The organism is Halopseudomonas sp. (assembly GCF_041579695.1).
Lineage (GTDB): Bacteria > Pseudomonadota > Gammaproteobacteria > Pseudomonadales > Pseudomonadaceae > Halopseudomonas.
This window is the reverse complement of record NZ_JBFGFI010000050.1, coordinates 1-21,515: the sequence shown is the minus strand read 5'-3', so window position 1 is coordinate 21,515 and position 21,515 is coordinate 1. Positions and strand designations below refer to the sequence as shown.

At 58.7% G+C, this 21,515-nt stretch carries 23 protein-coding genes and 2 tRNA genes; 7 read left to right on the top strand and 18 right to left on the bottom strand.

Annotation, left to right across the window (positions count from 1 at the left end):
• The 3 genes from ABYA88_RS10620 to ABYA88_RS10610 all read left to right on the top strand — a co-directional run.
• On the top strand, positions 1-279 hold a 279-nt coding region (locus ABYA88_RS10620; protein ID WP_373187217.1), incomplete at its 5' end, for a hypothetical protein.
• Positions 280-484: 205 nt separating this feature from the next.
• Complete coding sequence (locus ABYA88_RS10615) at positions 485-769, top strand: hypothetical protein (protein ID WP_373187216.1); 285 nt, start codon at positions 485-487, stop codon at positions 767-769.
• Positions 770-859: 90 nt separating this feature from the next.
• Positions 860-1,522: a DUF4142 domain-containing protein gene (locus ABYA88_RS10610; protein WP_373187214.1), complete on the top strand. Its 663-nt coding sequence runs from the start codon at positions 860-862 to the stop codon at positions 1,520-1,522.
• Between the two features lie 80 nt (positions 1,523-1,602).
• Here the strand turns inward: ABYA88_RS10610 and ABYA88_RS10605 are convergent.
• A tRNA-Asp gene (locus ABYA88_RS10605) sits at positions 1,603-1,679 on the bottom strand.
• 13 nt (positions 1,680-1,692) lie between these two features.
• Positions 1,693-1,768, bottom strand: a tRNA-Val gene (locus ABYA88_RS10600).
• Between the two features lie 176 nt (positions 1,769-1,944).
• Between ABYA88_RS10600 and rdgC the strand changes: the two genes are divergently transcribed.
• Positions 1,945-2,862 (top strand): recombination-associated protein RdgC, encoded by a 918-nt coding sequence (rdgC, locus tag ABYA88_RS10595; protein WP_373187213.1) that lies wholly within the window; start codon positions 1,945-1,947, stop codon positions 2,860-2,862.
• Positions 2,863-3,161: 299 nt separating this feature from the next.
• On the opposite strand, the gene bamD is transcribed toward rdgC, so the two are convergent.
• The 13 genes from bamD to ABYA88_RS10530 are packed head-to-tail and all read right to left on the bottom strand — an operon-like array spanning position 3,162 to position 14,819.
• A complete protein-coding gene (gene bamD, locus ABYA88_RS10590) occupies positions 3,162-3,779 on the bottom strand; it encodes an outer membrane protein assembly factor BamD (RefSeq protein ID WP_373187212.1) in 618 nt (205 codons plus the stop codon).
• A 31-nt stretch (positions 3,780-3,810) separates the two neighbouring features.
• Complete coding sequence (locus tag ABYA88_RS10585) at positions 3,811-4,566, bottom strand: type II secretion system protein N (RefSeq protein ID WP_373187211.1); 756 nt, start codon at positions 4,564-4,566, stop codon at positions 3,811-3,813.
• Entirely contained in the window at positions 4,566-5,054 is a 489-nt protein-coding gene (gene gspM, locus ABYA88_RS10580) for a type II secretion system protein GspM (protein ID WP_373187210.1), read from the bottom strand. Before gspM ends, ABYA88_RS10585 begins: the two co-directional genes overlap by 1 nt.
• Positions 5,051-6,289 (bottom strand): type II secretion system protein GspL, encoded by a 1,239-nt coding sequence (gene gspL, locus ABYA88_RS10575; RefSeq protein WP_373187209.1) that lies wholly within the window; start codon positions 6,287-6,289, stop codon positions 5,051-5,053. Before gspL ends, gspM begins: the two co-directional genes overlap by 4 nt.
• 16 nt (positions 6,290-6,305) lie before the next feature.
• Positions 6,306-7,127 (bottom strand): type II secretion system minor pseudopilin GspK, encoded by an 822-nt coding sequence (gene gspK / locus ABYA88_RS10570; RefSeq protein WP_373187207.1) that lies wholly within the window; start codon positions 7,125-7,127, stop codon positions 6,306-6,308.
• Positions 7,124-7,768, bottom strand: coding sequence for a type II secretion system minor pseudopilin GspJ (gene gspJ, locus ABYA88_RS10565; protein WP_373187205.1), 645 nt, complete (start codon positions 7,766-7,768; stop codon positions 7,124-7,126). The genes gspK and gspJ overlap by 4 nt, the downstream gene beginning before the upstream one ends.
• Positions 7,765-8,151 (bottom strand): type II secretion system minor pseudopilin GspI, encoded by a 387-nt coding sequence (gene gspI, locus ABYA88_RS10560; protein WP_373187203.1) that lies wholly within the window; start codon positions 8,149-8,151, stop codon positions 7,765-7,767. Before gspI ends, gspJ begins: the two co-directional genes overlap by 4 nt.
• Positions 8,135-8,677, bottom strand: coding sequence for a GspH/FimT family protein (locus tag ABYA88_RS10555; protein WP_373187202.1), 543 nt, complete (start codon positions 8,675-8,677; stop codon positions 8,135-8,137). Before ABYA88_RS10555 ends, gspI begins: the two co-directional genes overlap by 17 nt.
• A gap of 2 nt (positions 8,678-8,679) precedes the next feature.
• The gene (gene gspG, locus ABYA88_RS10550; RefSeq protein WP_373187200.1) at positions 8,680-9,147 is read right to left on the bottom strand and encodes a type II secretion system major pseudopilin GspG; all 468 of its coding nucleotides are present in this window, start codon (positions 9,145-9,147) and stop codon (positions 8,680-8,682) included.
• A gap of 2 nt (positions 9,148-9,149) precedes the next feature.
• A complete protein-coding gene (gene gspF / locus ABYA88_RS10545) occupies positions 9,150-10,361 on the bottom strand; it encodes a type II secretion system inner membrane protein GspF (RefSeq protein ID WP_373187198.1) in 1,212 nt (403 codons plus the stop codon).
• A gap of 2 nt (positions 10,362-10,363) precedes the next feature.
• On the bottom strand, positions 10,364-11,878 hold the full coding sequence (gspE, locus tag ABYA88_RS10540; protein WP_373187196.1) for a type II secretion system ATPase GspE: 1,515 nt from the start codon (positions 11,876-11,878) through the stop codon (positions 10,364-10,366).
• A gap of 10 nt (positions 11,879-11,888) precedes the next feature.
• Complete coding sequence (gene gspD / locus ABYA88_RS10535) at positions 11,889-13,946, bottom strand: type II secretion system secretin GspD (RefSeq protein WP_373187194.1); 2,058 nt, start codon at positions 13,944-13,946, stop codon at positions 11,889-11,891.
• 6 nt (positions 13,947-13,952) lie between these two features.
• Positions 13,953-14,819, bottom strand: coding sequence for a type II secretion system protein N (locus ABYA88_RS10530; RefSeq protein WP_373187193.1), 867 nt, complete (start codon positions 14,817-14,819; stop codon positions 13,953-13,955).
• Between the two features lie 428 nt (positions 14,820-15,247).
• Here ABYA88_RS10530 and ABYA88_RS10525 point away from each other — a divergent pair, with 428 nt between their 5' ends.
• Positions 15,248-16,735, top strand: a complete 1,488-nt coding sequence (locus ABYA88_RS10525) for an alpha/beta hydrolase (protein WP_373187191.1) — start codon at positions 15,248-15,250, stop codon at positions 16,733-16,735.
• Between the two features lie 35 nt (positions 16,736-16,770).
• Here ABYA88_RS10525 and ABYA88_RS10520 read toward each other — a convergent pair whose 3' ends face one another.
• From ABYA88_RS10520 to ABYA88_RS10510, 3 genes are all read right to left on the bottom strand, one after another.
• Entirely contained in the window at positions 16,771-17,040 is a 270-nt protein-coding gene (locus ABYA88_RS10520; protein ID WP_373187190.1) for a hypothetical protein, read from the bottom strand.
• Positions 17,041-17,054: 14 nt separating this feature from the next.
• Entirely contained in the window at positions 17,055-17,285 is a 231-nt protein-coding gene (locus ABYA88_RS10515) for a Sec-independent protein translocase subunit TatA (protein WP_373187189.1), read from the bottom strand.
• Between the two features lie 90 nt (positions 17,286-17,375).
• Positions 17,376-19,424 carry a PhoX family phosphatase gene (locus tag ABYA88_RS10510; RefSeq protein WP_373187188.1) on the bottom strand — a complete coding sequence of 683 codons (2,049 nt, stop codon included), beginning with the start codon at positions 19,422-19,424 and terminating at the stop codon, positions 17,376-17,378.
• Between the two features lie 312 nt (positions 19,425-19,736).
• Here ABYA88_RS10510 and ABYA88_RS10505 point away from each other — a divergent pair, with 312 nt between their 5' ends.
• Positions 19,737-20,372 carry an esterase/lipase family protein gene (locus ABYA88_RS10505; protein ID WP_373187186.1) on the top strand — a complete coding sequence of 212 codons (636 nt, stop codon included), beginning with the start codon at positions 19,737-19,739 and terminating at the stop codon, positions 20,370-20,372.
• 93 nt (positions 20,373-20,465) lie between these two features.
• Positions 20,466-21,296 carry a peptidylprolyl isomerase gene (locus tag ABYA88_RS10500; RefSeq protein WP_373187185.1) on the top strand — a complete coding sequence of 277 codons (831 nt, stop codon included), beginning with the start codon at positions 20,466-20,468 and terminating at the stop codon, positions 21,294-21,296.
• Positions 21,297-21,515 lie beyond the last annotated feature (219 nt).

The window sequence follows — 21,515 nt, the reverse complement described above, 5'->3', positions numbered from 1 at the left end:
GGCGGGCTTGAGGTCGAAATAACCGAAGCCGAGAATCAGGAGGCTGAAGCCAAGGCCGCGCCTGCCATGGCTGACAAGCATGACGGTGATGCCAAAATGAAGGACGACACAGGTAACGACGCAGAGCTCAACACCAACAATATCGACATCATGAGAGAGCAGGCAGCTGATATGGGCGCGAATCCAAACGCAGCAACCCGTGCCGTGCCGGGAGCCCCTCACGCAGGCAAAAATCCGGACATCGACCCGGTGGCCGGTGAACATGATTTTGTTGAGTAAGTGCTACATATCTTGTTATAGACGTCGCAGCAAACCTCGCCGGTAGCGACTAGGCTGAGGGTAAGTCGAACATATGAAGTTCACTCCCGGAGGATGACGCCAGATGCTGTCCTCTTCTAAAAAAAAGATTAAGAACGGATAGCTGCTCCACTTATTGATTCATTAGCGAACCTGTTAAGGCGGGTTCAAAAAAGAGGTAGTTTATATGAAGTATTCAAACATCATCGGCACCACAGCAATTACCCTTGCTCTCGGTTTCGCGGCTCCATTCGCGGTAGCAGACATGCATGGCGATATGGAGCATGACAAGAAGTCAGAGCATTACGATGAGAAAAAAGCGAAAGACATTGCACCGGATGCTAGCGAGTTGGGCGAGCGCACCGATACTGGTATGGGCATCGAAGCCCGTCCCGGTTCTGATGGGACCGACCGCGCCGAACCGGGCACACCGGAAGTAGGTCTTGAGCCGACGACTGAAGGGAACATGTAATTCAGTAATCGGCAAGCCCAGAACGGGTAGCTTCAAGCTACTCGTTTTTTTTTGATCAGCAAACGGCAAACAGACTGCAGTGAGGCACGCATGAAAACAATTCAGACTTTGACCAGTGCAGTCATAGCTGGTCTGCTCAGCATTGGAGCGGTGCCAACGATGGCCGATGACGACACGATGACCGGTACGGATATGGGTGACGCCACACGTACGCCGGGGCCGACAGGCACTCCGGCGACTACGGGTCAGGGCGGCAGCGCAAGCCGGGCGGGAATGGTGACCGAGCCCAACTATCCCCAGGGAGTGAGCGCTGTAACTTTCATCGAGGAGGCCAGCGAAAAAAATTACACGATAATCAACGCAGCCGAACTGGCGCTTGAGAAGGAGAGCGGAGTAGCCGAGGATCCGCAGGTGCGCGAGTTCGCCCAACAGATGATCGAGGAACACAGACGACTCAATCACAAACTGACCGAGCTGGCTGCCCAGGAACAGCTGGAAGTTTCCGGCTCCGCGGCGCTGATGGATCGCGCTCAGCGGTTGGTCCTCGAGGTGCGTGAGGGCGACTCATTCCTCGAAGTCTATGCGAACAATCAGGTTGCCGATCACCAGGCGCTGATCGACCTCTACGAGCGCATGGCCAATACCGAGGATGGCGAGGTCAGCCGTTTCGCGCAAAACGCGCTGGCAGAGCTTGAGGAGCACCTGGAGCTGGCGCGCGACCTGCATCCGCAGGCGCATGCCGAGCGCGATTAACGGCCAATACCCAGGCACAAAAAAAGCGACACAAGGTCGCTTTTTCTGTTTCTGGAAGCCGGAGCTTCCAGCTTACAATATGGCGCAGTGGACGGGACTCGAACCCGCGACCCCCGGCGTGACAGGCCGGTATTCTAACCAACTGAACTACCACTGCGTGTTACCTCGAGTGGTGGGTGATGACGGGATCGAACCGCCGACCCTCTGCTTGTAAGGCAGATGCTCTCCCAGCTGAGCTAATCACCCATTTGCTCTCGAAGTGGGGCGCATTCTAGGCAGCTTTTCGCTTGCTGGCAATACCTTTTTCAAAAAAAATCCTCCCCTTTTTCAATATGTTAATTATGCCCCCGGATCGACTGGCCGCCAGCGCTCGCGTCAGGCACTATTGCTGACTTTTGCGCCGGACGTGCGAGGACAGCATCATGTGGTTTCGTAATCTTCTGCTTTATCGTTTCAGCCAGACCATTCCCTTCAATGAAGCCGAGTTGATCAGCGCGCTCGAGCAGAAGCCCGCGCGATCATGCGGTAGTCAGGAAACCCACACGCTGGGTTGGACAACGCCATTCGGCAAGCACTCGGAGAATATCGTTCAGGTAGCCGATGGTTATTGGTTGATCGCCCTGCGCAAGGAAGAACGCATCCTGCCCGGCAGTGTGGTCCGGGAAAGCCTGACCGAGAAGGTGGACGAGATCGAGACACGTGACGCCCGCAAGGTTTACAAGAAGGAGCGCGATACGCTCAAGGACGAGATCATCATGTCCCTGCTGCCGCGTGCGTTCACCCGCACCCAGACCACCCTGGCCTGTATAGCGCCGCAGGAAGGCTGGATCGCGGTTGATACCTCCAGCGCCAAGCGTGCCGAGGACCTGCTCAGCCTGTTGCGCGAGTGTGCCGGCAGCCTGCCTGTGCGCCCGATGACGGTCAAGATTGCCCCCGGTGCCTGCATGACCGATTGGGTCAAGACCGGGGAGGCTCCGGAAGGGCTGGTGATCGGAGATGAGTGCGAGCTGCGCGATACCACCGAAGATGGAGGAGTCATTCGCTGCAAGCGCCAGGATCTGGCGAGCGATGAAATCCAGCAGCATCTTACTGCCGGCAAACAGGTCAGTCAGCTCGCTCTGCAGTGGCAGGAAAAGCTCGGCTTCACCCTCGACGACAAACTTTCGGTCAAACGGCTACGGTTCGAGGATCTGCTCACCGACGAAGCCGACGACCAGGGCGGCGATGACATGGCTGGCCAACTGGATGCCAGCTTCACCATCATGGCCAAGAGCCTTTCAGAATTCATTCCGGCCTTGACTTCTGCGCTGGGTGAAGAAGAAATCCCTCAGGGAATCTGACCCCATGGCACGGGCAAAAGCTATCCACAATATCTGTGGACAACTCTGTGGATAGCTTGCCGCAAACCCTGCCAGAGCCATGTAATATGCGGACACGGGTTAGAATGATCAAATTTTGACCAATTGTTTATTGTTAAAAATCAATAACTTACAAATGAGCCCAGTAATTCAGGGGGTTACATCAGTATTAAATAACGTTTACGAGCATCGCTCGAAAATTGTGCACAATGTCAACCCGGCGAAGGCGTCGCGCGACATTGTAGTGCCCCTAAAACAAGTGTAAGGACGCCCTACCCGGCTCAGGGGATCAGCCGCTGTTCCAGCCAGCGCCTGGCGTCGGTTGCGGCTGCACTACGCGGATATTCGCGGACCACGTAACGCAATCTTGAAGCGCCCATCTCGCGACGTCCCTTTTCGAGGTTACCCATTGCCAGACGGTATTCGGCCCTGGCCATTCCTTCATGCAGGGCTTCCAGTCGCGGCGCGACTTCAGCCCGGTACGCGGATTCAGGATACGCCCGCACAAAAGCGACCAATTGGTCATGGGCGCGCCGTCCGGCGATAAGCTGCTGCATGGCATCACCCTCGGCCAGTTGGAAACGCACGAAGTCAGTCAGCGCCAGCAGGTAGACGGAATAGTCCGGGTTCGGCGCATTGCGGTGCCGATCGTTGTAACCGTCCAGCAGACGCTCGACGATATCCAACTGCCCCTCCTGCAGGCACTGGAAGGCTACTTCCTGCTCCAGACCTGGGTGGTCAAGACGCCACACCGCATCGGCCAGCTCCGGCTCACAGCCGCCCAGGCTCAGCCGTGCCCGAATATCAACGGCTTCCGGGTCCGGCGACCTGCTGGACGCGGGGCCAGTGGCGCAGCCCGCCAGGCCCGCGAGCAGTATCAGCAACAGGGTCAAACGCATATATATTCTCCAAATAAGATCGGGAAGGCTCTCACTGCAAGCGCGCGCGCCAGCTTATCCATCCATCTGCTGCCGGGTTGCCAAGCAATGCCAGACCGCCAGCCAGACCCGCCTCAGCAGTTGCTCTGGCTTGCAGCCGCGTATCCAGCTCCATCGCCTGGCCTGGCCGCCACCGCGCGTCTCCTTGCAGCCCCAGGGGGCCACCCTGGTCAGACAGCGAGAATTGCAACCAGCCGTCATTCTCTTGCAGGTCGGCCACCAGATCGCCCAGAGAGAGAGCGGTAGGCAGGCCACCGGCCGCAGCTTCCCATACCAGGCGTCCCTCCGCCTGGGCAACGTGCTCCATGTCCTCCAGCTCCAGTACCGGCACGTCGAGCAGCCAAGTGCCTTCAAGCAGGAACGGGGCCTTGTTGACTGAAGCCATTGCGGCGGCGTCCAGCCGTCCGCGGACATTCTCCAATGTCAGGGTATCGGTGCCGACCTGCAGCGTGGCGCGTACGTCGCCCTTGCGCGGCGTCCAGCCCAGATCCAGCTCTATGGCCGCTGTCAGCAGCCCGACCGGCCGCCACGACCACCTCAGGGCCCCCTGGTCAATGCCATCAACATCGATCCGGTTTACCCGGCCCGACCAGATCGTTCCAGTCAGCCCGTGCAGCTCCACCTGGGCAGGTAACTGATCCTTGACGCGCTCCCAGACAAAACTCGCCGGCAGGTTCCAGATCAGACTTATCAGATAAAGCAGAAGCGCCAATGCAATCATTCGCTTCCAGTCCAGTGGTCGCAGCATCAGCGTGGCTCCACCAGAACACGTGCAGAGACCATGCCCGGCTCAACGCCTGCATCTACTGACAGTTGACTGACCAGCAGCCCCTGACGCTGTTCCAGCTCCGCCAGCCAACGGACGAGGGTGTCGAAGGCCACCGCGTCAAACCATAACCGCGCCCCATCGCCCTCTGGCTGCACACGTTCCATCGCGTCCTTGATACCTGCAGCACTGGCAGACACCTCGATCAATGTCAGCACCGAGCCCCCTGGCACACCCGTAGCTGACTGGCCGTCACGCTGAATGCCGGCGCGACGCCTTACCTGAAGTGCTGTTTGTTGCATCCAGGTATGGTCGGCCGTCAGCTGCATGACTTCCCGGCGCAGTTCGGCGCGTTGGTTGACGATGGGTTCGACAATCAGCAACCAGATGATCAGCAACCCCAGCACCGCCATGCCGGCAATCAGAATGACGCGCTCGCGCGGAGCCAGTCCGGCCCACCAGTTATTCATGACTCTCTCCTGGACACTTTCAGACGGGCAGTGACACCCTCGCTCGCAGAATCAGCTCCCTGCAGCGTTTCCTGTAATCCCGGCCTTGCCGCCAGACCGGCGCGCAATGCTTCCAGCTCGGCAAAGGATGCCAGCTGCAGCTCGATTTCCACCTCGTCGGGCGTCGCCCGAAACTGCGTGATGCTGGCGTTCGGCGTTTGCGCCACCACAGCCAGGGCTTCATGCAGCAGCGCGCCACCGCGCTGAGCTGTATTGCCTGCTGCATTGCCGTCCAGCACCTGACGAAACTGGGTGACGGGTTGAACCATCCGGCTGTTGGGCAGGCTGCTCTCGAAAACCGTTTGTATACCTGCGACCAATCGGTCGCGCTCACTCGCCAGCATCATCCATTCCAGACTGAACTGCGCCAGCATCACGGCGACAAGCACCCCTGCCGCAACCATGACCGGGCGCAACTTGCGCCACGGCGGCGCTGCCATGCTGGTAGCAAACGAACCAGTCAGTAGGGTCAGCGGCGGGCTGGGCTGCAGGCAGTATTTCAGCGCATGGTTCACCTCAACCGTGCCCGGATCGCGGCTGAAAACCACATCAGGACTGTCTTCCAGGCCCAGAGCCTCGCGACTAAAGCCACTAGCCCTCACTACCCTTTGGGCTTCCGGCAGGCTACCCAGTCGGCGCCTCAGCCATAGCTGGAGCATGCCAGTCTCGATCAGTGCCGGCTCCTGGTCGGGCGCGGTGATCAGTGCCTGCGGTACCGCCGATGGCCAGGGCGAGGGCCTGACCAGCAAACCTTCCTCCGGGGCATCGTCGGCATGCAGGGCCGGCAGCGGGATCAGCGCCTCTACTCGCCATTGCTGCGATGCGAACAGATGTTGCCAACGCTCCATGCTTTCTATCTCGACCACCGCGGCAGCCAGGCGACCATCCCTGCGCCGCGGCCCGGGCACGCAGTGCAGCAGCTCCAGGTCCTGACTCAACTGGTCTTCGAGTGCGAAAGGCAGCGCCGCCCGTATTGAAGCCGTACGCCGTACCGGCATGTCCAGCCGGTACAGACTGACCGCGGTCGCTGGCGCCAGGGCCCTGAGTCGCTCCGCGGGAAAGCGTGTTTTCAGACCATTCAGGGTGTCGCGTCCCTCGCCCTGCAGGCTGCCATCGCGCTCAAGGCGCCACCAGTGCACCAGCGTCGTGTCCTGAGGCACTTCCTGGAGATCTTCGGGTAATAACACTATCAGCATGTTCGATCCGTTATTTTCATGGCTCGCAGGCCGTTTGTTCTCTGAGGACCACTCTTCCGTTTGCCGCATCAATCAGCGAGCATTGATAAAAACGCCGCTGACCGAACTCGGCAACCAGTTCCAGTCGCATGTACCAGGGTGCCTGCTCGCCAGCAGCACGACCCGCAAATATGTCCCTGACCAGTTCCGCGCTGCGCTTTGCGTCGATCGGGCTGTCCTGTCCCGGATAGGCGGTGACATAGGGAGCCAATGCCCGCCATGCCTCGCTGTTCATCCCCAGCACCGAGTTCAGCTCCGAGGCCACGAGCATCGCACGATTACCCGAGACCCGGGCCGGCTCGGCTGTACGGTACGCCGGATCATCGGTTTCCGGGTCCATCCAGTCGGTCACTGCCAGCGCCAGCTGCGCCCCGCTCGGCATATCCGCCCCGCTGTCGGAACCCACTTTGTCCACCAACCGGGCAAAGAAACCCTGCTCAACCTCGTCTGCACCCGACAGTGCATTGAGGTTGTACCGGCACTGCATGTTGTCGACCGTGGCCTGCACTCTCACCTCGTCGACCATAAACGGCAATGTAGGTGAGCGGCAGGTGTCCCACGGCAGGTCGTCCGGACCCTCAATACGCTCGAGAAACTGCAGCACCATCTTCTCGCCACCGAGTGCAATCTGGCGGGACTGATCGCGCTCGAACACCGCGCTGGTCCGGCGTATATCGACCTGGCTGCGCAGCGCCATCGCGACTGCCGCAGTCACCGCAAGGGCAACCACCAGCAGCGCCGTCAGCAAGGCTACGCCTTGTTGTCTTCTGGCTGTCGCGCGAGCTACAGGCTGTCTCACATGCCCACCGCCATCATCCGGCGGATGACTCCATATTCGGGCAGGTCCAGCACTATCTCCACCGCCATCGGCAACTCCACCGAGGCCGGATCTACATCGGCCGGCGGCCAGGAATCAATCCGTTCAAGCCCTGCCTCGGTGCGCACTACCAGCGCAAAACCGCTGTCGATGCCGAGCAACTGGTCTTCGGCGACCAGCTCACCGAAGGGCTGCACCCGCGCACTTTCCGCATCCACAATGTCGACCCCCGGCCAGAGCTGACGCTCCAGGCCCCGGTCGGTTATCAGCCAGGCAGTGCGCCGGAGACGCTGATCTCCGCCGGCGCCAGCGCGCACCAGTTCCAGCATTTTCGCATCGCCACCGGCGCGCAGGCGCAATGGTGGCAAGCGATCGCCGAATTCATCTCGTACCGCCAGCTGTACAACCTGTGCCAGATCGCGCTCCAGGACGCTGAGCGTGACCTGCAGGTCTGCCAGTCTCTGGGCATGCACCTGGGTAACCTGGTCGGCGGTCAGTACTGCACGCAGCCCACCGTAAGCCACCACACTCATGATCGCGAAAACCGCCATGGCTATGAGCATTTCCAGCAGCGTAAAGCCGCCATCGCGTCTGAGGCTGTGGCTGCGACCGCGGCTGCTCATGGCAATACAAACCCGCTGACGAAGGCGCGCTGGTCGTCCTCACCCTGCTCCAGCAGCCAGAGGCGAATGTCCACACGCTTTACTGCGGGCAATGGCATTGGCGCCTGGGGCGTATAATCGTTAATTTCCACCCGGTAGCCATAGCGGAACGGCCCCATCACTGTATCGCCGCTACGATTACCTTCGGCTACCGGCCGCATTCCGGTTTCATATTCGGTCAACAGGTTCTGTCCGGCCCAGTGGGCCAGCGTGCGTTCCTGCAAATACAGCGTGTTACGCGAATGGTCGGACCCTCCCTTGACCAGTGCCGCCAGCGCCACCGCGAGAATGGTCATCGCTACCAGCACCTCGAGTAGCGTGAAGCCTTTATTCCGGGAACGCATCAAGCACCTCGACGCTACCTTCCATACCAAGGCGGATATGCCTTTGCAACGGCTTGCCAGGCACTCTCAGCGAGATGATGCCAGGCGTCATCTCGCCGGTATTGCCCAGCCGAACGTGAGGCTCCCAGCCTCCTGTCTGCGGCAGCGGCATGCGCTCACCCTCCTGCTCGAAGGCCAGCTCGAGCACCCCCGACTCCAGTTGCCTGACGCCCAGTTGCTGGTCTACCAGCGGCCGCCATTCACGGGTGGAGTCGTCGAGGATAACCAGTTCGAGGAAGCTGTAGCTGTCCGGGCGCAAGCCCAGAGCCCGCTCCCCCGCTCCGGTGATCAGCAATTCATCGCGCGCCAGATTCAGCGAACCCGCCAGCCGCTGCGTCTCGATACGCAGTTGACGCTCCGCGCCATCGCCAATCGACAGAGTGGCAAGACTGGCTACAACACCCACCAGAACCAACACAACCAGCAGCTCGATCAGGGTGAATCCCCTCGTGGCTCGCACGCATGCAGTTGTGGCGAGTAGCGACATGTCTAGCGTTGCTCATTCTGTTCGAGGTTCCAGTTACCGATATCCGCATTGGCACCTTCGCCCCCGGGCCGCCTATCGGCACCCAGGCTGTAAAGGTCGTAATCACGGCCATCGCGGCCGGGACGCAGATACTGGTAGTCGTTGCCCCACGGGTCCTTCTGCAGCCGATCGACATAACCGCCGGAGCGGTAGTTGCGCGGCGCGTCAGTGCCGGTGGGCTGGATAGCCAATGCGCTCAGGCCTTGCTCAGTGGTGGGGTAGTTGAAGTTGTCGAGCCGGTAGAGGTTCAGCGCACTTTCCAGCGCACGCACATCATTCTGCACCTTGGTAATCCGCGCCTGATCCGGACGATCCATGACCCGTGGCACCACCACAGCAGCCAGGATGCCGAGAATCACGACCACTACCATTACTTCGATCAGGGTAAAGCCGCGCTGTTTGCCAGCCGGTTGTTGCTTGCTCATGGTCATAATCAGTTCACCAGTTGGTTGAGTTCAAATATCGGCAACAGGATGGCGAGCACGATAATCAGCACCACCGCTCCCATGGCCAGAATCAGCAGGGGCTCGAACACACCCATCACGATCGCGATGCGCGCCTCCAACTCCCGTTCCTGGGTTTCAGCCGCCCTCTCAAGCATCTTGTCGAGTGTGCCACTGCTCTCACCGCTCTTGATCAGGCTCAGGGTCATCGGCGGAAAATAACCGCTGCGCTCCAGTGCATGCCCTACGCCGGAGCCTTCGCGCACACGCTTGGCGGCATCACTTACCGCATCGCGCATGGGCACATTGGTCACCACGCTTGAGCTCATATTCAGTGCGTCGAGCAAGGGTACGCCGCTGCCGGCAAGAATATTCAACGTGCGTGCGAAACGGGCAGTATTCAGGCCCCTGATCAGGCGCCCGAGGAGCGGTACGCGCAATAGCCAGGCGTCCCAGCGATAACGCGCCGCAGGCTTTTTCAATAGCTGTTTGGTCGCCACAACAGCGCCAATCAATACGACCAGCATCAACAGTCCCCAGCTTCGCAGGGTGTCGCTGGTGGCAATCAAGGCCCTGGTGAGCCAGGGCAACTCCTGATTCATCCCGGCAAATACCTGAACTACCTCCGGCACCACGTAGGTAAGCAGCGCCATGGTCACCAGCAGTGCCATGATGGTCAGGATCGCCGGGTAGAACATCGCCAACTGAATCTTCTGACGCATCGCATTCTGCGCTTCGACGTTGTCCGCAAGCCGTTCGAGTACCAGATCGAGTCGGCCCGCCTGCTCGCCAGCCGCTAGCGTGGTGCGATAAATTGCGGGAAAGACCGAGGGAAACTCCCCCAGGGCGTGGGCCAGCGGCAAGCCTTCCATTACTCGCGTGCGGACAGCTGAGAGAGTGGATTTGACCTTCTGGGTTTCACTCTGCCGGGCGACGGTACCCAGCACTTCCTCGATCGGCATCCCGGCCCGCGCCAGCGTCGCCATTTGCCGGGTGGCCAGCGCCAGTTCCAGCGGCTTGACGCCACGCTGGAACATCGGCGTGCGCATCACCGACTTGCGTTCGGCAACCTGATTGACCGACATCGGCATCAGGCCCTGCTCGCGCAATCTGCTGCGCACCTGGCGTGAAGAGTCGCCCTCCTCCACGCCCTTGCGCGTGCGCCCGGCCGGATCTACCGCTACGTAATCAAATGCGGGCACGGTCAATCCTCCCGGGTGACGCGGAGGACTTCTTCCAGCGTGGTCTGGCCAGCGAGCACGCGGCGCAGCCCGTCATGACGTATGCCCGACTGTGCCAGACGCGCGTGGCGAATCATTGCCTGCTCGCTGGCGCCATCGTGAATCAGGCCACGCAGGGTTTCGTCTACTTCGATCAGCTCGTAGATACCGGTCCTGCCTCGATAGCCGTTGTTATTGCACTCCTCGCAGCCCACTGCGCTGAAGATTTCCGGCGCTTGGCTTTCGTCGATCCCCATCAGCCGACACTCGCTGGCACTGGCTTGATGCGGATGGCGACAGCTGGTGCACAGCGTCCGTACCAACCGCTGGGCAAGTACGCCGTTGAGTGTGGACGACAGCAGGAACGGCTCCACGCCCATGTCACGCAGACGGGTAATAGCGCCAGCTGCGGTATTGGTGTGCAGAGTCGAGAACACCAGGTGACCGGTCAGACTGGCCTGGATCGCGATCTGTACGGTTTCCACATCGCGTATTTCGCCGACCATCACCACGTCCGGGTCCTGGCGCAGGATTGCACGCAGGCCACGGGCGAAGGTCATGTCGACCTTGGTATTGATCTGGGTCTGGCCGATGCCATCCAGGTAATATTCGATCGGATCCTCGACGGTGAGAATATTCCTGCTGCGATCATTGAGCTGCATCAACGCCGAATACAGTGTCGTGGTCTTGCCCGAGCCGGTGGGGCCGGTGACCAGCACGATGCCGTGGGGCCGGGCGATAATTCGTTCCATAGCCGCGTAATGATCCGCGCCCATACCCAGTTGCCGCAGCTCGAGACGGCCGGCCTGCTTGTCCAGCAGGCGCAGAACGACCCGCTCACCATGCCCGGAAGGCAGCGTCGAGACACGCACATCAACCGCCCGACCAACCAGACGCAAGCCGATCCGACCATCCTGCGGCAGGCGTTTCTCGGCGATATCGAGCTTGGCCATGACCTTGATACGCGAAACGATCACCGGCGCCAGCGCCCGCGGTGGCTCAAGAATCTCGCGCAGCACGCCGTCGACGCGCAAACGGATCGAGAGTCGATTCTCAAAGGGTTCGATGTGGATGTCCGAAGCGTTTTCCTTCACCGCCTCAGAGAGCAGCGCATTGATCAAACGAATGATCGGCGCCTCGTCCTGGGATTCCAGCAGGTCTTCTGGCTCGGACAGCGACTGGGCAACCGACATCAGGTCGGCATCCTCGCTCAGGCCCTCGACAAACTGCATCGCATCATTCGCCGAGCGTTCATAGCGGTCACGCAGGTGTGCAGCAAAGGTGTCATCATCGAGCACCTGCGGCTTGAGCGGATGACCTACCCGGCGACGCAGCTCGAGCAACGCCTGTGGATCGCAGTCGGCCCGCACGAACACCTCCAGCTGGCCGTCCTGCACGTTGCCGGGCAGCACGCCGAAACGCCGGGCGAAACGGTAGCCCGTTTCCGCCTGGAGCCCCGGCTCGGTCGGCAATGTGGCGGCAATGTCGGTATCGCTCATCACTGCGCCCCTATTGGCTGGCGGGTGGGGTAGGAATACTCATTCTGGCCGGCTCGACAGCAGCACCGGTGATCGCGTTCTCGAACGGTGGCGGCAGGCTAAGCAGGTAGTTCCAGTCTGGCAGAATTGGCCGCGCATCCGGCAACATGCTGTCCTGACGATTCTGCGCGTCAATCTGTTGATCGCGGATGTAAGTATATTTGGACTGGGTCAGGTCGGCGGCGGTGGCGGCGTCGCGAATGATCACAGGTCGCAGGAAGACCATCAGATTGCGCTTCTCCGTCCGGGCCGTATCGTATCGGAACAAACGGCCAAGTCCGGGAATGTCGCCCAGGCCGGGAACCTTGTCGCGGCTCTCGACCAACTGATCGTCGATCAGGCCACCAAGGACGATCAACTGATTGTCGTCGACCATCACGTGGGTTTTCAGGCTGCGCTTGTTGGTAATGATGTCAGCCGCACCGGTTGCACCGGCGGCAATCTGCGATACTTCCTGCTCGATCTCCAGGCGCACCGCACTGCCCTCGTTTATCTGCGGCTTGATCCGCAGCTTGATACCCACATCCTGACGTTCGATAGTGTCGAAAGCCTGGCCGGACTCCTCGATGGAGCGGCCAACGATGAACGGAACGTTCTGACCCACGACGATTTCCGCTTCCTCGTTGTCAAGCGTCATCAGGCTGGGGGTAGAGAGAATGTTACTTGAACTGTCGCCCTGTAGCGCACTGACCAGGAGCGCGATCTGGGTACTGCCGATGCTGCCGAAACCGCCCAGGCTGAGTCCATTCCCCAGTGACGGCGGAGTGGTGACACTGCCATCGAGAAAGGCGCTGGTACCCGCAGCAAGATTGACGATGCCGCCGCTCGCGCCGCGATTGAAATTGATAATCCCGACGCCGCCGTTCTCACTGCCAATGCCCCACTGCACGCCAAGCTCCTTGGCGCGGTCATAGGACACCTCCGCGATCACCGCTTCGACCAGTACCTGTGCGCGGCGAATATCCAGTTGGCGGATGATCGAGGCCATCTCGCGAGACAGCTCGGCCGGTCCATAGATAACCACCGAATTGGTGCTTTCGTGGGCTTCGACGCGGATACCAGACTGCTGGTTGTTCGGGCTGCCACTGGTGCCGCCGGCGCTGGTCTGGATCCCGGATGCAACGCCCGCACCGGCCACCGTCCGCCCCTCGACAATACCGCGCAGTACTTCAGCCACCTGCTCGGCCTTGGCATAACGCAGGTAATGAACCTGGGTCGCACCATCTTCAGCCGGCATATCCAGCCGCCCGATGATATCGCGCAACGAGGACCGGCTTTGCGGGTCGCCACGCAGGATCACGGTATTGGTACGTTGGTCGGCTATGATGCCAGGGCGCTTGGTGAAGTCCTCTCCTGGCGTTGGCGCATCCAGCGTCTGCAGCACGCGCACCACGTCACTGGCCGACGCATGTTCGAGCGCCACGATTTCAAAGTCTTCCATCGATTCCAGGTCGATCCGCTCGATCAGAGCCTGGATGCGGCGCACGTTCGCGGCGGTATCGGCAATGACCAGACTGTTGGACTCCGCTGCTGCGGCCAGATGGCCACCCTTGGGCACCAGAGGCCTGAGGATCCGCACCAGCTGCCCGGCATTGATATGCTTGACACTGATCACGTGGGTGATGATTTCATCACCGCGACTATCAGGTTGCAGGTTTGAGACCTCGTTTTCCTTGGCCTGCACCTCCGGCAGAATACGCACTACCCCATCAGCGCCGGTGACAGCAGCAAAACCGTAGGTCTTGAGCACGCCAAGAAAGAGATTATACAACTCGCTCCGCTTGACCGGCTGACCGGACACGACATTGACCTGACCGCGCACACGCGGGTCGACAATGAAGTTAACGCCGGTTTCCTGGCTGACAATTTCGATCAGACCGTTGATCTCGGCATCACGCAGATTGAGCACCAGCTCTTCGTTCGGGTCTCCGGCAAAGTCGGTAGTCTGGGCCTGGACTGCCGCACTCAGCAGACTCAGACTCAGCGCCAGAGGCACGGCACGGCGGGCAAAACGGGACAACATCAGCATCGTGTCTCAATCCATCGTTATTGTTAAAGTTAGAGGCTCACCTTTTCTTTCTACATAGAGAGAGACGGTATCGCCTGTCAGCCCCTGAAGAATGTCACGGTAATCACTGATCTCCGCAACAGGCGTCCCTTCGACCGCAACCACCACATCACCAGCCTGCAGGCCTGCAGCTTCAAACTCTCGGGCATTGCGCGCGGGACTGACTTCAAGACCATACATCACGCCGTCGACCAGCACAGGTGTGGCGCTGACCACCTCCATGAACCGCTGCGGATCACTCATCCAGGCCTCCCGATCAATACGCGCAACACCACCATCAGCCGCTATGGTGAGATTGGCGTCTACCTGAGGCAGAGCTGCTGCGGGCCGCCGTGGCGGCGTTTTCGAAGCCGCGAGCGAGGTACGCTGCAATCTCAGGGTTTCCAGCTTGCCATCACGAGCCAGGATCACCCGATCGGCGAGCACCTGCTCCAGACGGACGTTACCCGGCAGGCTCGCGCCCACGCGATAGGCTTTCTCGGGCTGCCCCTGGGGAGCCAGAATCGCCGCGCTGCGCTGCGGGTCAGGATCGGTAAGCACGCCCTTGAGAACCCAACTTAGAGAGGTGTCCGGCGCGTTGAGCACCGCACTACGGGGGGCGTCCGCTGCACTACCGAAAACCGACAGCGCAGCGAGCTCGGCAAATCCACCCGAAGCGCTGGCGTCAGGGCCATCGATCATGGACAGCGGAATCACCGCAGGCGCGGGCAGGACGCTCTGCGGCTCGACCAGCGTCCAGGTCAAACGTCCCAGCAACACAGCAGTGATCGCTGCCAGCGCGATAACCAAAAGTCGCAGGGAAGAATCCAGGGGAAATCGGGCGTCCAGGGGCATGCGTTCTCCAGGCAAAGACAATGGGCTGGGTCACTCGCCCGGGCCGGTGCAGACTATACCGTCCTTTCTTTGCAATTTTATTGTTATAAATCTGAAACAAGCGGAACAGACAACCAGATTGTCACGAAATTGCCATCCGTCGACAACCCCCTGAACGGGTTAAAACCCGGGTTTGCCTAGTGCGACACCGAATCGGTCACACGTTTCATCCTTAAGGATGCATCGCAATCACCCGTATAGGTTATACGCCCGAAACACTGATCAATTCCAGTAATGAAACAGCATGCATGGGTGCAAAACCAGGCGATAAGTAACCATAGTCGCTTGCTACTGCATACGTTTGAGGCTTTACTCTAATCGCGCAATGCCAGCACTCGAGTGGGACACCAAAAACAATTTTGGCCTTGCCTGTCAGGAGAATAAAAATAATGAACATGATGAAGAAAACCGCCTATCTGGGCATGGTTATCAGCGCTGTCGCGCTGTCGGGTTGTCTGGGCGGAGACGGTGGTAGTAGTGCCAACATTCCACCTCCCGAAACGCCTACCCCGCAGCAGCAACGCATTGCAGATGGATTTTTCGAGGTAGACGAAGCGCAACTGCCATTCGGCCCGCTTGCCGCAGGCGTACCCGCCTACGAGAACACCAGCCGCTGGCATGGGGTTATCGACAATGCCGGCTATCGTGTAGAGGTGCCGGAAAATTGGAATGGCATGCTAGTCATGTACGCCCACGGGTTCCGCGGCGAAGGTTCCAGACTTTATGTCGACAGCCCACCAATGCGTCAGTATTTGCTGGATAACGGCTATGCTTGGGCAGCGTCGTCTTACAGCACTACCTTCTACGATGTCCGCGCGGGCGTTGAGGATACCAACAAGCTCGCTTTAGCATTCAACGACATTGCAGCTGAGAACGGCCGCACTTTGCCGGCTCCGAGCAAACGCTACATCACTGGCGTATCCATGGGTGGCCATGTAACTGCAGCAGCAATCGAGCTAGAGGCCCAGCAAACGGCCAACAACTTCGTTCCCTACGACGGTGCGGCGCCAATGTGTGGCGTACTCGGCGACACTGATCTGTTTGATTATTTCGCCGCTTACAATTTGTCCTTATTCAAATTCGCTGACGTGCCGGCGACCAGTTTCCCGATCGACGACGCCACAGCCAAAGTCGCTACAGCGCGAGATGTGCTATGGAATAACTACGATCCAGCCGTCTCGACAACACAAGACGAGAGCCAGTTAACTCTTAAAGGTGAACCTCTATTTCCGACCCTTCAGAATCTTTCCGGAGGACCCAGACCAATCTACAGCGTTTCTTTTGAACTATTCCAAAACCTGCTCCAGAGCTTTGCTGGTGCAGATGGCACCGTAACGGGCATCCTCAACGATAGCGTAATTGACACTACCGACATTACCTATCGATTCGAATCGCAGCCTGGCCAGCCACTCACCCAGGCTGAACAAACTTTCAACAACACCATTGTGCAAGCTACCCCGGTGTCGGGGGCCAATGGCCTTCGAGACGACGGTCTGCGTTTCATTCCTAAGGTCAACGGTAATCTCTACAAAGCGATTCCTGTAGTGACTGTCCATACCATTGGAGACCTATTTGTCCCCATCAATATGGAACAGATCTACAAGCGCCGAATGATTGATAACGGCTTCGGAGACCAAGTAGTACAGCGCGCTGTTCGTGCCCCGGGTCACTGTGACTTCACTGTTGCAGAATTCTCGAATACGCTCGATGCGATGATTCAGTGGGAACAGAACGGGATTAAGCCCGGCGGCGATGACTTCCTTGATCCTGCAACAGTTGCAAGTTCCGATTTTGGTTGTGAATACACCGTGAACGGACCCGTCGCGCCTGGTCAGTATCCACGCGCGTTTCTCCCTCCGTGTCCAGTAGCTCCTTAATAGCTTCAGAATAAAGGCCTGAGTCGCATCGCGAGTCAGGCCTTATCTTCTTCTAAACCCAGCAACTCAACCGCCTTCCGCTTCACATTACTACGGCGCAATTCCTGAACTTTCTCCTGCACGAGCTCCAGCTCTTCACGTGGCAATTCCCTGGCGACCTGCTCCTGTACCTGCGCCATCGCTGCTTTCGCCTTGCCGAGCATTAGGCCCAGCATATTAACCATCACCAGTGCTCGTTGCGGCCCGAGTACGAGCAGCCCTAACACCATCACCAGCGTCCATTCACTCAAGCCGTTATCGAACATTGCAACTGCTCCGTTCAGGACACCGCTTTTTCACCCTGATGGCTGCGAGCCTGGTGCCGCTCGGCCTCGACATTGATTGCCATGGCATCACGCGATTCCTCACCATCCCTGACGGCTTTCTTGAAGCCACTCAGCGCACCGCCCAGATCGCCGCCGATACTGCGCAGGCGCTTGGTGCCAAACAGCAACATCACAATGACCAGAACAATCAGCAGCGAGCCGATACTTACTCCGCCTATACCCATGATTCGTACTCCAAAAGAGACGACGCACTTGAGTGCGTCGCAGTATGCAAAAGGTACCGGGGGCTGGTTATCAGCTCCCCGGCAATCAGATCAGCTACCGATTACGCCGCCATCATCCTTCCAGATGACGACAGTGGCCGAGCGTGGCGGGAACTGCGCAGGATTGTTGTCGGGCCAGGTGCTGGCATAGTTGCCCGCAGCAAAGTTTGCCGGCGTGGTATCGCCGCCCGGGTGCTGGACGTTGATGAACATGGTCTTCTGGTCCGGTGTGGTGATCACACCAGTGATTTCCTGGCCGAGCGGGCCCACCAGGAAACGCTTGAGATCCCCGGTCTTCGGATCAGCTGCCAGCATCGCGCAGTTACCGAAAGGATCCGTAGCACCACTGTCCATCTGGATCCAGACCCGGCTGTCCGCGTCAATCCACATGCCATCCGGCGAACTGAGGATATTGTCAGCGGTCAATGGATCACCCTTCGGATCCTGACCAATGCTCGGATCGGTACCGAACTCGCCACTGGTGCCGGCGAACATGAAGATATCCCAGTCGAAGGTCGTCGCAGCATGGTCACCACCGGTTTCCGCCCAGCGGATGATATGACCGTGCGGGTTACCTACTCGCGGGTTCGCCTCATCGGTCTGATCCGCGGTGCGTCGGCTGTTGTTGGTCAGGGTGAAATACACATCACCGTTGGCAGGATCCACCGCGCCCCACTCAGGACGATCCATCGGTGTGGCACCCAGGAAGTCCGCAGCAGTACGGGTATTTACCAGTACATCAGCCTGGCTGGCAAAGTTGTTTGCCGGGGTAAGACCGTTCTGGCCAAAGACCAGCGGCAGCCACTCACCAGTGCCGTCCGCATTGAATTTGGCAACATACAGGGTACCGGAGTCCAGCAACGTGCCGGAGGCAGTGGCCGCATTGTAGTTACCGGCGCTTACGAACTTGTAAATGTATTCGAAGCGCGAGTCATCGCCGGAGTAGCAGACGACCGGACGGCCCTCTACTGCAGGTGCAAACACTACACCCTCGTGGCCAAAGCGGCCCATGGCAGTGCGCTTGACGGGTGTGCTTTGCGGATCGAAAGGATCAATCTCGACCATCCAGCCAAAGCACAGCGGCTCGTTGCGGTAATCCTCTATCGCCGAGGCACCCTTGATGCTGGCATCAAACCGGATGTACTCGTCTGCGCCGGAGTCTGCAGACTCCCAGCCATAGCGGCCGTTACTGCCGGTAGGAATGCCGTAGGCTGAATGCTCACGGGGGTTGTCACCGCTGTTGGAGAAATAACCGGCCCAGTTCTCCTCGGCTGCCATATAGGTACCCCAAGGCGTCGAACCGTTACCACAGTTGTTCAGGGTACCGCGGGTCATGGTGCCATCTGGACTGTGCTTAGTCCTGACGAAGTCGCTACCGCGCACAGGGCCCTGAAGGGCCATCGGCGTCAACGCGGTGATGCGGCGGTTCATGGCATCGGGCTGTACCTGCCACTCGTTGTTGGCGCCCTTGACGATACGCACGATGGAAACACCATGCGCATTCATTTCCTTCAGCACTTCGTCGGCCGGACGCTTGCCGGCGACCAGCGGCGGTACTGCGCCACCGCTCAGGGCCACACCCTGGGCACGCGAGTGCATTAGCCGCGGCTCCACATATTCATGGTTCAGCACCAACAGACCGTCTCCGGAACTGCCGTTGATCGGGAAAAAGTGCATGCCATCATGGTGTGAGCCAATCTGCGAAGCCTGGTCTGCACCGGTGCTATTGACAGAAAACGTGGGGAAGTCGCCGGTAATAGGTGTTCCCCAGGGTATCAGCACCTGGTAGCTGTAGCCTTCCGGCACGGTGATGGTGTCATTGCTATTGACAGGTACAGCAGAGAACCCGAGCAACGCAGGAGCCGGGGCAGCCTCGCTGGCACCATCATCATCGCTGTCAGAATCGCTCATGCAACCTGATAGACCGAGCCCCATGAACCCGATAGCGGCCGCGCCGGCGCTGCCCTTGAGCATCTGACGACGACCCAGGCGGGCCTCGAGAATACTCGCGAATATCGGACTCATCTGACGTTCGCGCAGCGGCTCGTCACCTTCCCCGTTATCGATAACGGTCAAATCATTGTGCATTTCTGTGGACATCGGGCCTTCCTCAGCAGGTTATTAGGATCAACCAGCACATGATGGAAATCCAAGATGACAGGAAAAACATTGTTTGATGACGGTTTGACGAGAGCGCGATGCACCACCCGAATGGGTGATACCGCTGACAGCAGTGCAGTCCTATTGTGAGACAGGTTCGCGACGGCGATACACTTTCTAATTCGAAGACAAAAATCTATATCGAGACAGTATTGAGCTGGCTTAGCGAGTGCGTAATTCAAAGTTCTCGTAGTTAGTACCGTCCCTGGGCCCAAGTGAAACAAATCCAATAAGAACAAGAAGGATAAGATCATGAAGAAGCGCATCAAGGTACTACCCACCCTTGCCCTGCTGGCCACACTCCCGCTGGCTGGCGCTGTTCACGCCTGCAATGCAGATCCAATTGTCTTCGTCCACGGCTATTCTGGCTGGGGCTCCCAATTTGATACCATGATCAGCCGCTTTCAAAACGACGGGTATCCTGCCTGCTCGCTTTACAAGTTCGGCTACAACAGCCTGGGCAGCAGCAACAAGACCAGCGCGCAAAAGCTCGATGCCTACATCGATAATTTGCGACCCGCGCACAACAACCGGCGCGCAAAAATCATCGCGCACTCCAATGGCGGCTTGGTATCTCGTTGGTATCGCGTTTTTGAAGGCGGATCCGCTGCCACCAACCAGCTAGTGACCCTGGGCACTCCACACCATGGAACGTCCTGGGCCTATGGCTGTTTCAGCCCGGCTTGTTTTGAAATGCGTTACAACTCGCATTTCCTGAAATCCCTGGCTGGTCGTGGTTGTGACGTGTCGCTTTGGTCAGACCGCGATGAAATCATCATTCCCAACAGCAGCGCGAAATGTGGCGAAAGCCGGCAGACATCCAACGTTTCGCACTTGGGTCTGATGAGTAGTGAAGGCGTTTACAACGACATCAGACGTTACCTGTAACGCCTGATTCGGCTTTTATTTTTCACATCAGCAGGCGGCCCCTAACCGGTCCGCCTTCTGTCTCTCTGCTGTCCAGCATGCCCGGGTACCTACGTGACAACCAAAAAGACAATGCTTTCCTTGGCCTGCCTGATTATGGCCACTGGCCTTAATTCGGTAACGGCATCTGATGAAAAGCAACAATCACTCAACAGCACTGATTCCGCCATTTTCGCCAGGGTAAACGACGAACCCGTTGCTCAGGACTTGTATGACTTTTTGCTGGCATCACGCGAAGAACAGAGCGACGACGGAAGTACAGCAACTGGCAACGCCCCCCGAGCCCAGCCAGATCTCAGGGGCCAGGTCGCAAGAGATCTGATCATGACTGTTCTGCTCGCTCAGAAAGCCAAAGCGGGCGACGCAGACAAGTCGGCGCAGTTCAAACTGGAACTTGAACTGTTTTCTCAAACCCTGCTGGCCCAGATCGCCGTGCAAGAAATAATGGCCGGTATAGAAGTGGAAGAAGCGCAGATTCGCAAACGCTATGCGCAACAGCCGCCGCAAACGCTCTACCGTTTCATGATATGGGAGACGAGTAGCAAGAAACTCGCAGCCAATACGCTCGATCTCCTGCGCGCGGGCGATCAGGCTCTCGAGCAAAATCCTCTGATCACTAGAATCGAGACACCCTGGCTAATGGGCACTGACATAGATCCTGAAGTGAATCGACAGGTGATGGAGCTCAACATAGAACAATTCGTAGGCTCGCCAATCCATCAAGATGAGAAATGGAAAGTAGTGCAACTTATCGACAAGAGGGAGTTGACCAGAGAGCCCTATGCGCAGGAGCGGGACAATATTCGCGCAGACATCGTCGCAGAAGAATTACAAAAGAAACTAGATAGTTTGTTCGCAGCAGCGGAGATCATATCCGATCAGTGATGCAAAGAGGTCACTGCAATGCGACAGGACGCTGATTGGCAACTGACAAGGCCCCGGGTGATGTATGTCATGGGGGAAAGAGTGCGCTGCTTTGGGGGAGCGCGCCAAAGGTCTTTTGGCAGGTCATTGCACCAAATTTCCCCCAAATGGCTCCGCAAACGAAAAAGGCTTAGTCTCCGAAGAGCGCTAAGCCTTTGATTTCTGGCGGAGAGTCAGTCC

Bases quoted from the DNA above. Each gene is read 5' to 3' on its own strand.
- ABYA88_RS10555 (WP_373187202.1), bottom strand. From the start codon at position 8,677: ATGTCGCTACTCGCCACAACTGCATGCGTGCGAGCCACGAGGGGATTC.
- ABYA88_RS10525 (WP_373187191.1), top strand. From the start codon at position 15,248: ATGAACATGATGAAGAAAACCGCCTATCTGGGCATGGTTATCAGCGCT.
- bamD (WP_373187212.1), bottom strand. From the start codon at position 3,779: ATGCGTTTGACCCTGTTGCTGATACTGCTCGCGGGCCTGGCGGGCTGC.
- ABYA88_RS10505 (WP_373187186.1), top strand. From the start codon at position 19,737: ATGAAGAAGCGCATCAAGGTACTACCCACCCTTGCCCTGCTGGCCACA.
- ABYA88_RS10585 (WP_373187211.1), bottom strand. From the start codon at position 4,566: ATGCTGCGACCACTGGACTGGAAGCGAATGATTGCATTGGCGCTTCTG.
- gspM (WP_373187210.1), bottom strand. From the start codon at position 5,054: ATGAATAACTGGTGGGCCGGACTGGCTCCGCGCGAGCGCGTCATTCTG.
- ABYA88_RS10615 (WP_373187216.1), top strand. From the start codon at position 485: ATGAAGTATTCAAACATCATCGGCACCACAGCAATTACCCTTGCTCTC.
- ABYA88_RS10520 (WP_373187190.1), bottom strand. From the start codon at position 17,040: ATGTTCGATAACGGCTTGAGTGAATGGACGCTGGTGATGGTGTTAGGG.
- gspI (WP_373187203.1), bottom strand. From the start codon at position 8,151: ATGCGTTCCCGGAATAAAGGCTTCACGCTACTCGAGGTGCTGGTAGCG.
- ABYA88_RS10610 (WP_373187214.1), top strand. From the start codon at position 860: ATGAAAACAATTCAGACTTTGACCAGTGCAGTCATAGCTGGTCTGCTC.
- gspD (WP_373187194.1), bottom strand. From the start codon at position 13,946: ATGCTGATGTTGTCCCGTTTTGCCCGCCGTGCCGTGCCTCTGGCGCTG.
- gspG (WP_373187200.1), bottom strand. From the start codon at position 9,147: ATGACCATGAGCAAGCAACAACCGGCTGGCAAACAGCGCGGCTTTACC.
- gspL (WP_373187209.1), bottom strand. From the start codon at position 6,289: ATGCTGATAGTGTTATTACCCGAAGATCTCCAGGAAGTGCCTCAGGAC.
- ABYA88_RS10510 (WP_373187188.1), bottom strand. From the start codon at position 19,424: ATGTCCACAGAAATGCACAATGATTTGACCGTTATCGATAACGGGGAA.
- gspJ (WP_373187205.1), bottom strand. From the start codon at position 7,768: ATGAGCAGCCGCGGTCGCAGCCACAGCCTCAGACGCGATGGCGGCTTT.
- ABYA88_RS10515 (WP_373187189.1), bottom strand. From the start codon at position 17,285: ATGGGTATAGGCGGAGTAAGTATCGGCTCGCTGCTGATTGTTCTGGTC.
- gspE (WP_373187196.1), bottom strand. From the start codon at position 11,878: ATGAGCGATACCGACATTGCCGCCACATTGCCGACCGAGCCGGGGCTC.
- ABYA88_RS10530 (WP_373187193.1), bottom strand. From the start codon at position 14,819: ATGCCCCTGGACGCCCGATTTCCCCTGGATTCTTCCCTGCGACTTTTG.
- rdgC (WP_373187213.1), top strand. From the start codon at position 1,945: ATGTGGTTTCGTAATCTTCTGCTTTATCGTTTCAGCCAGACCATTCCC.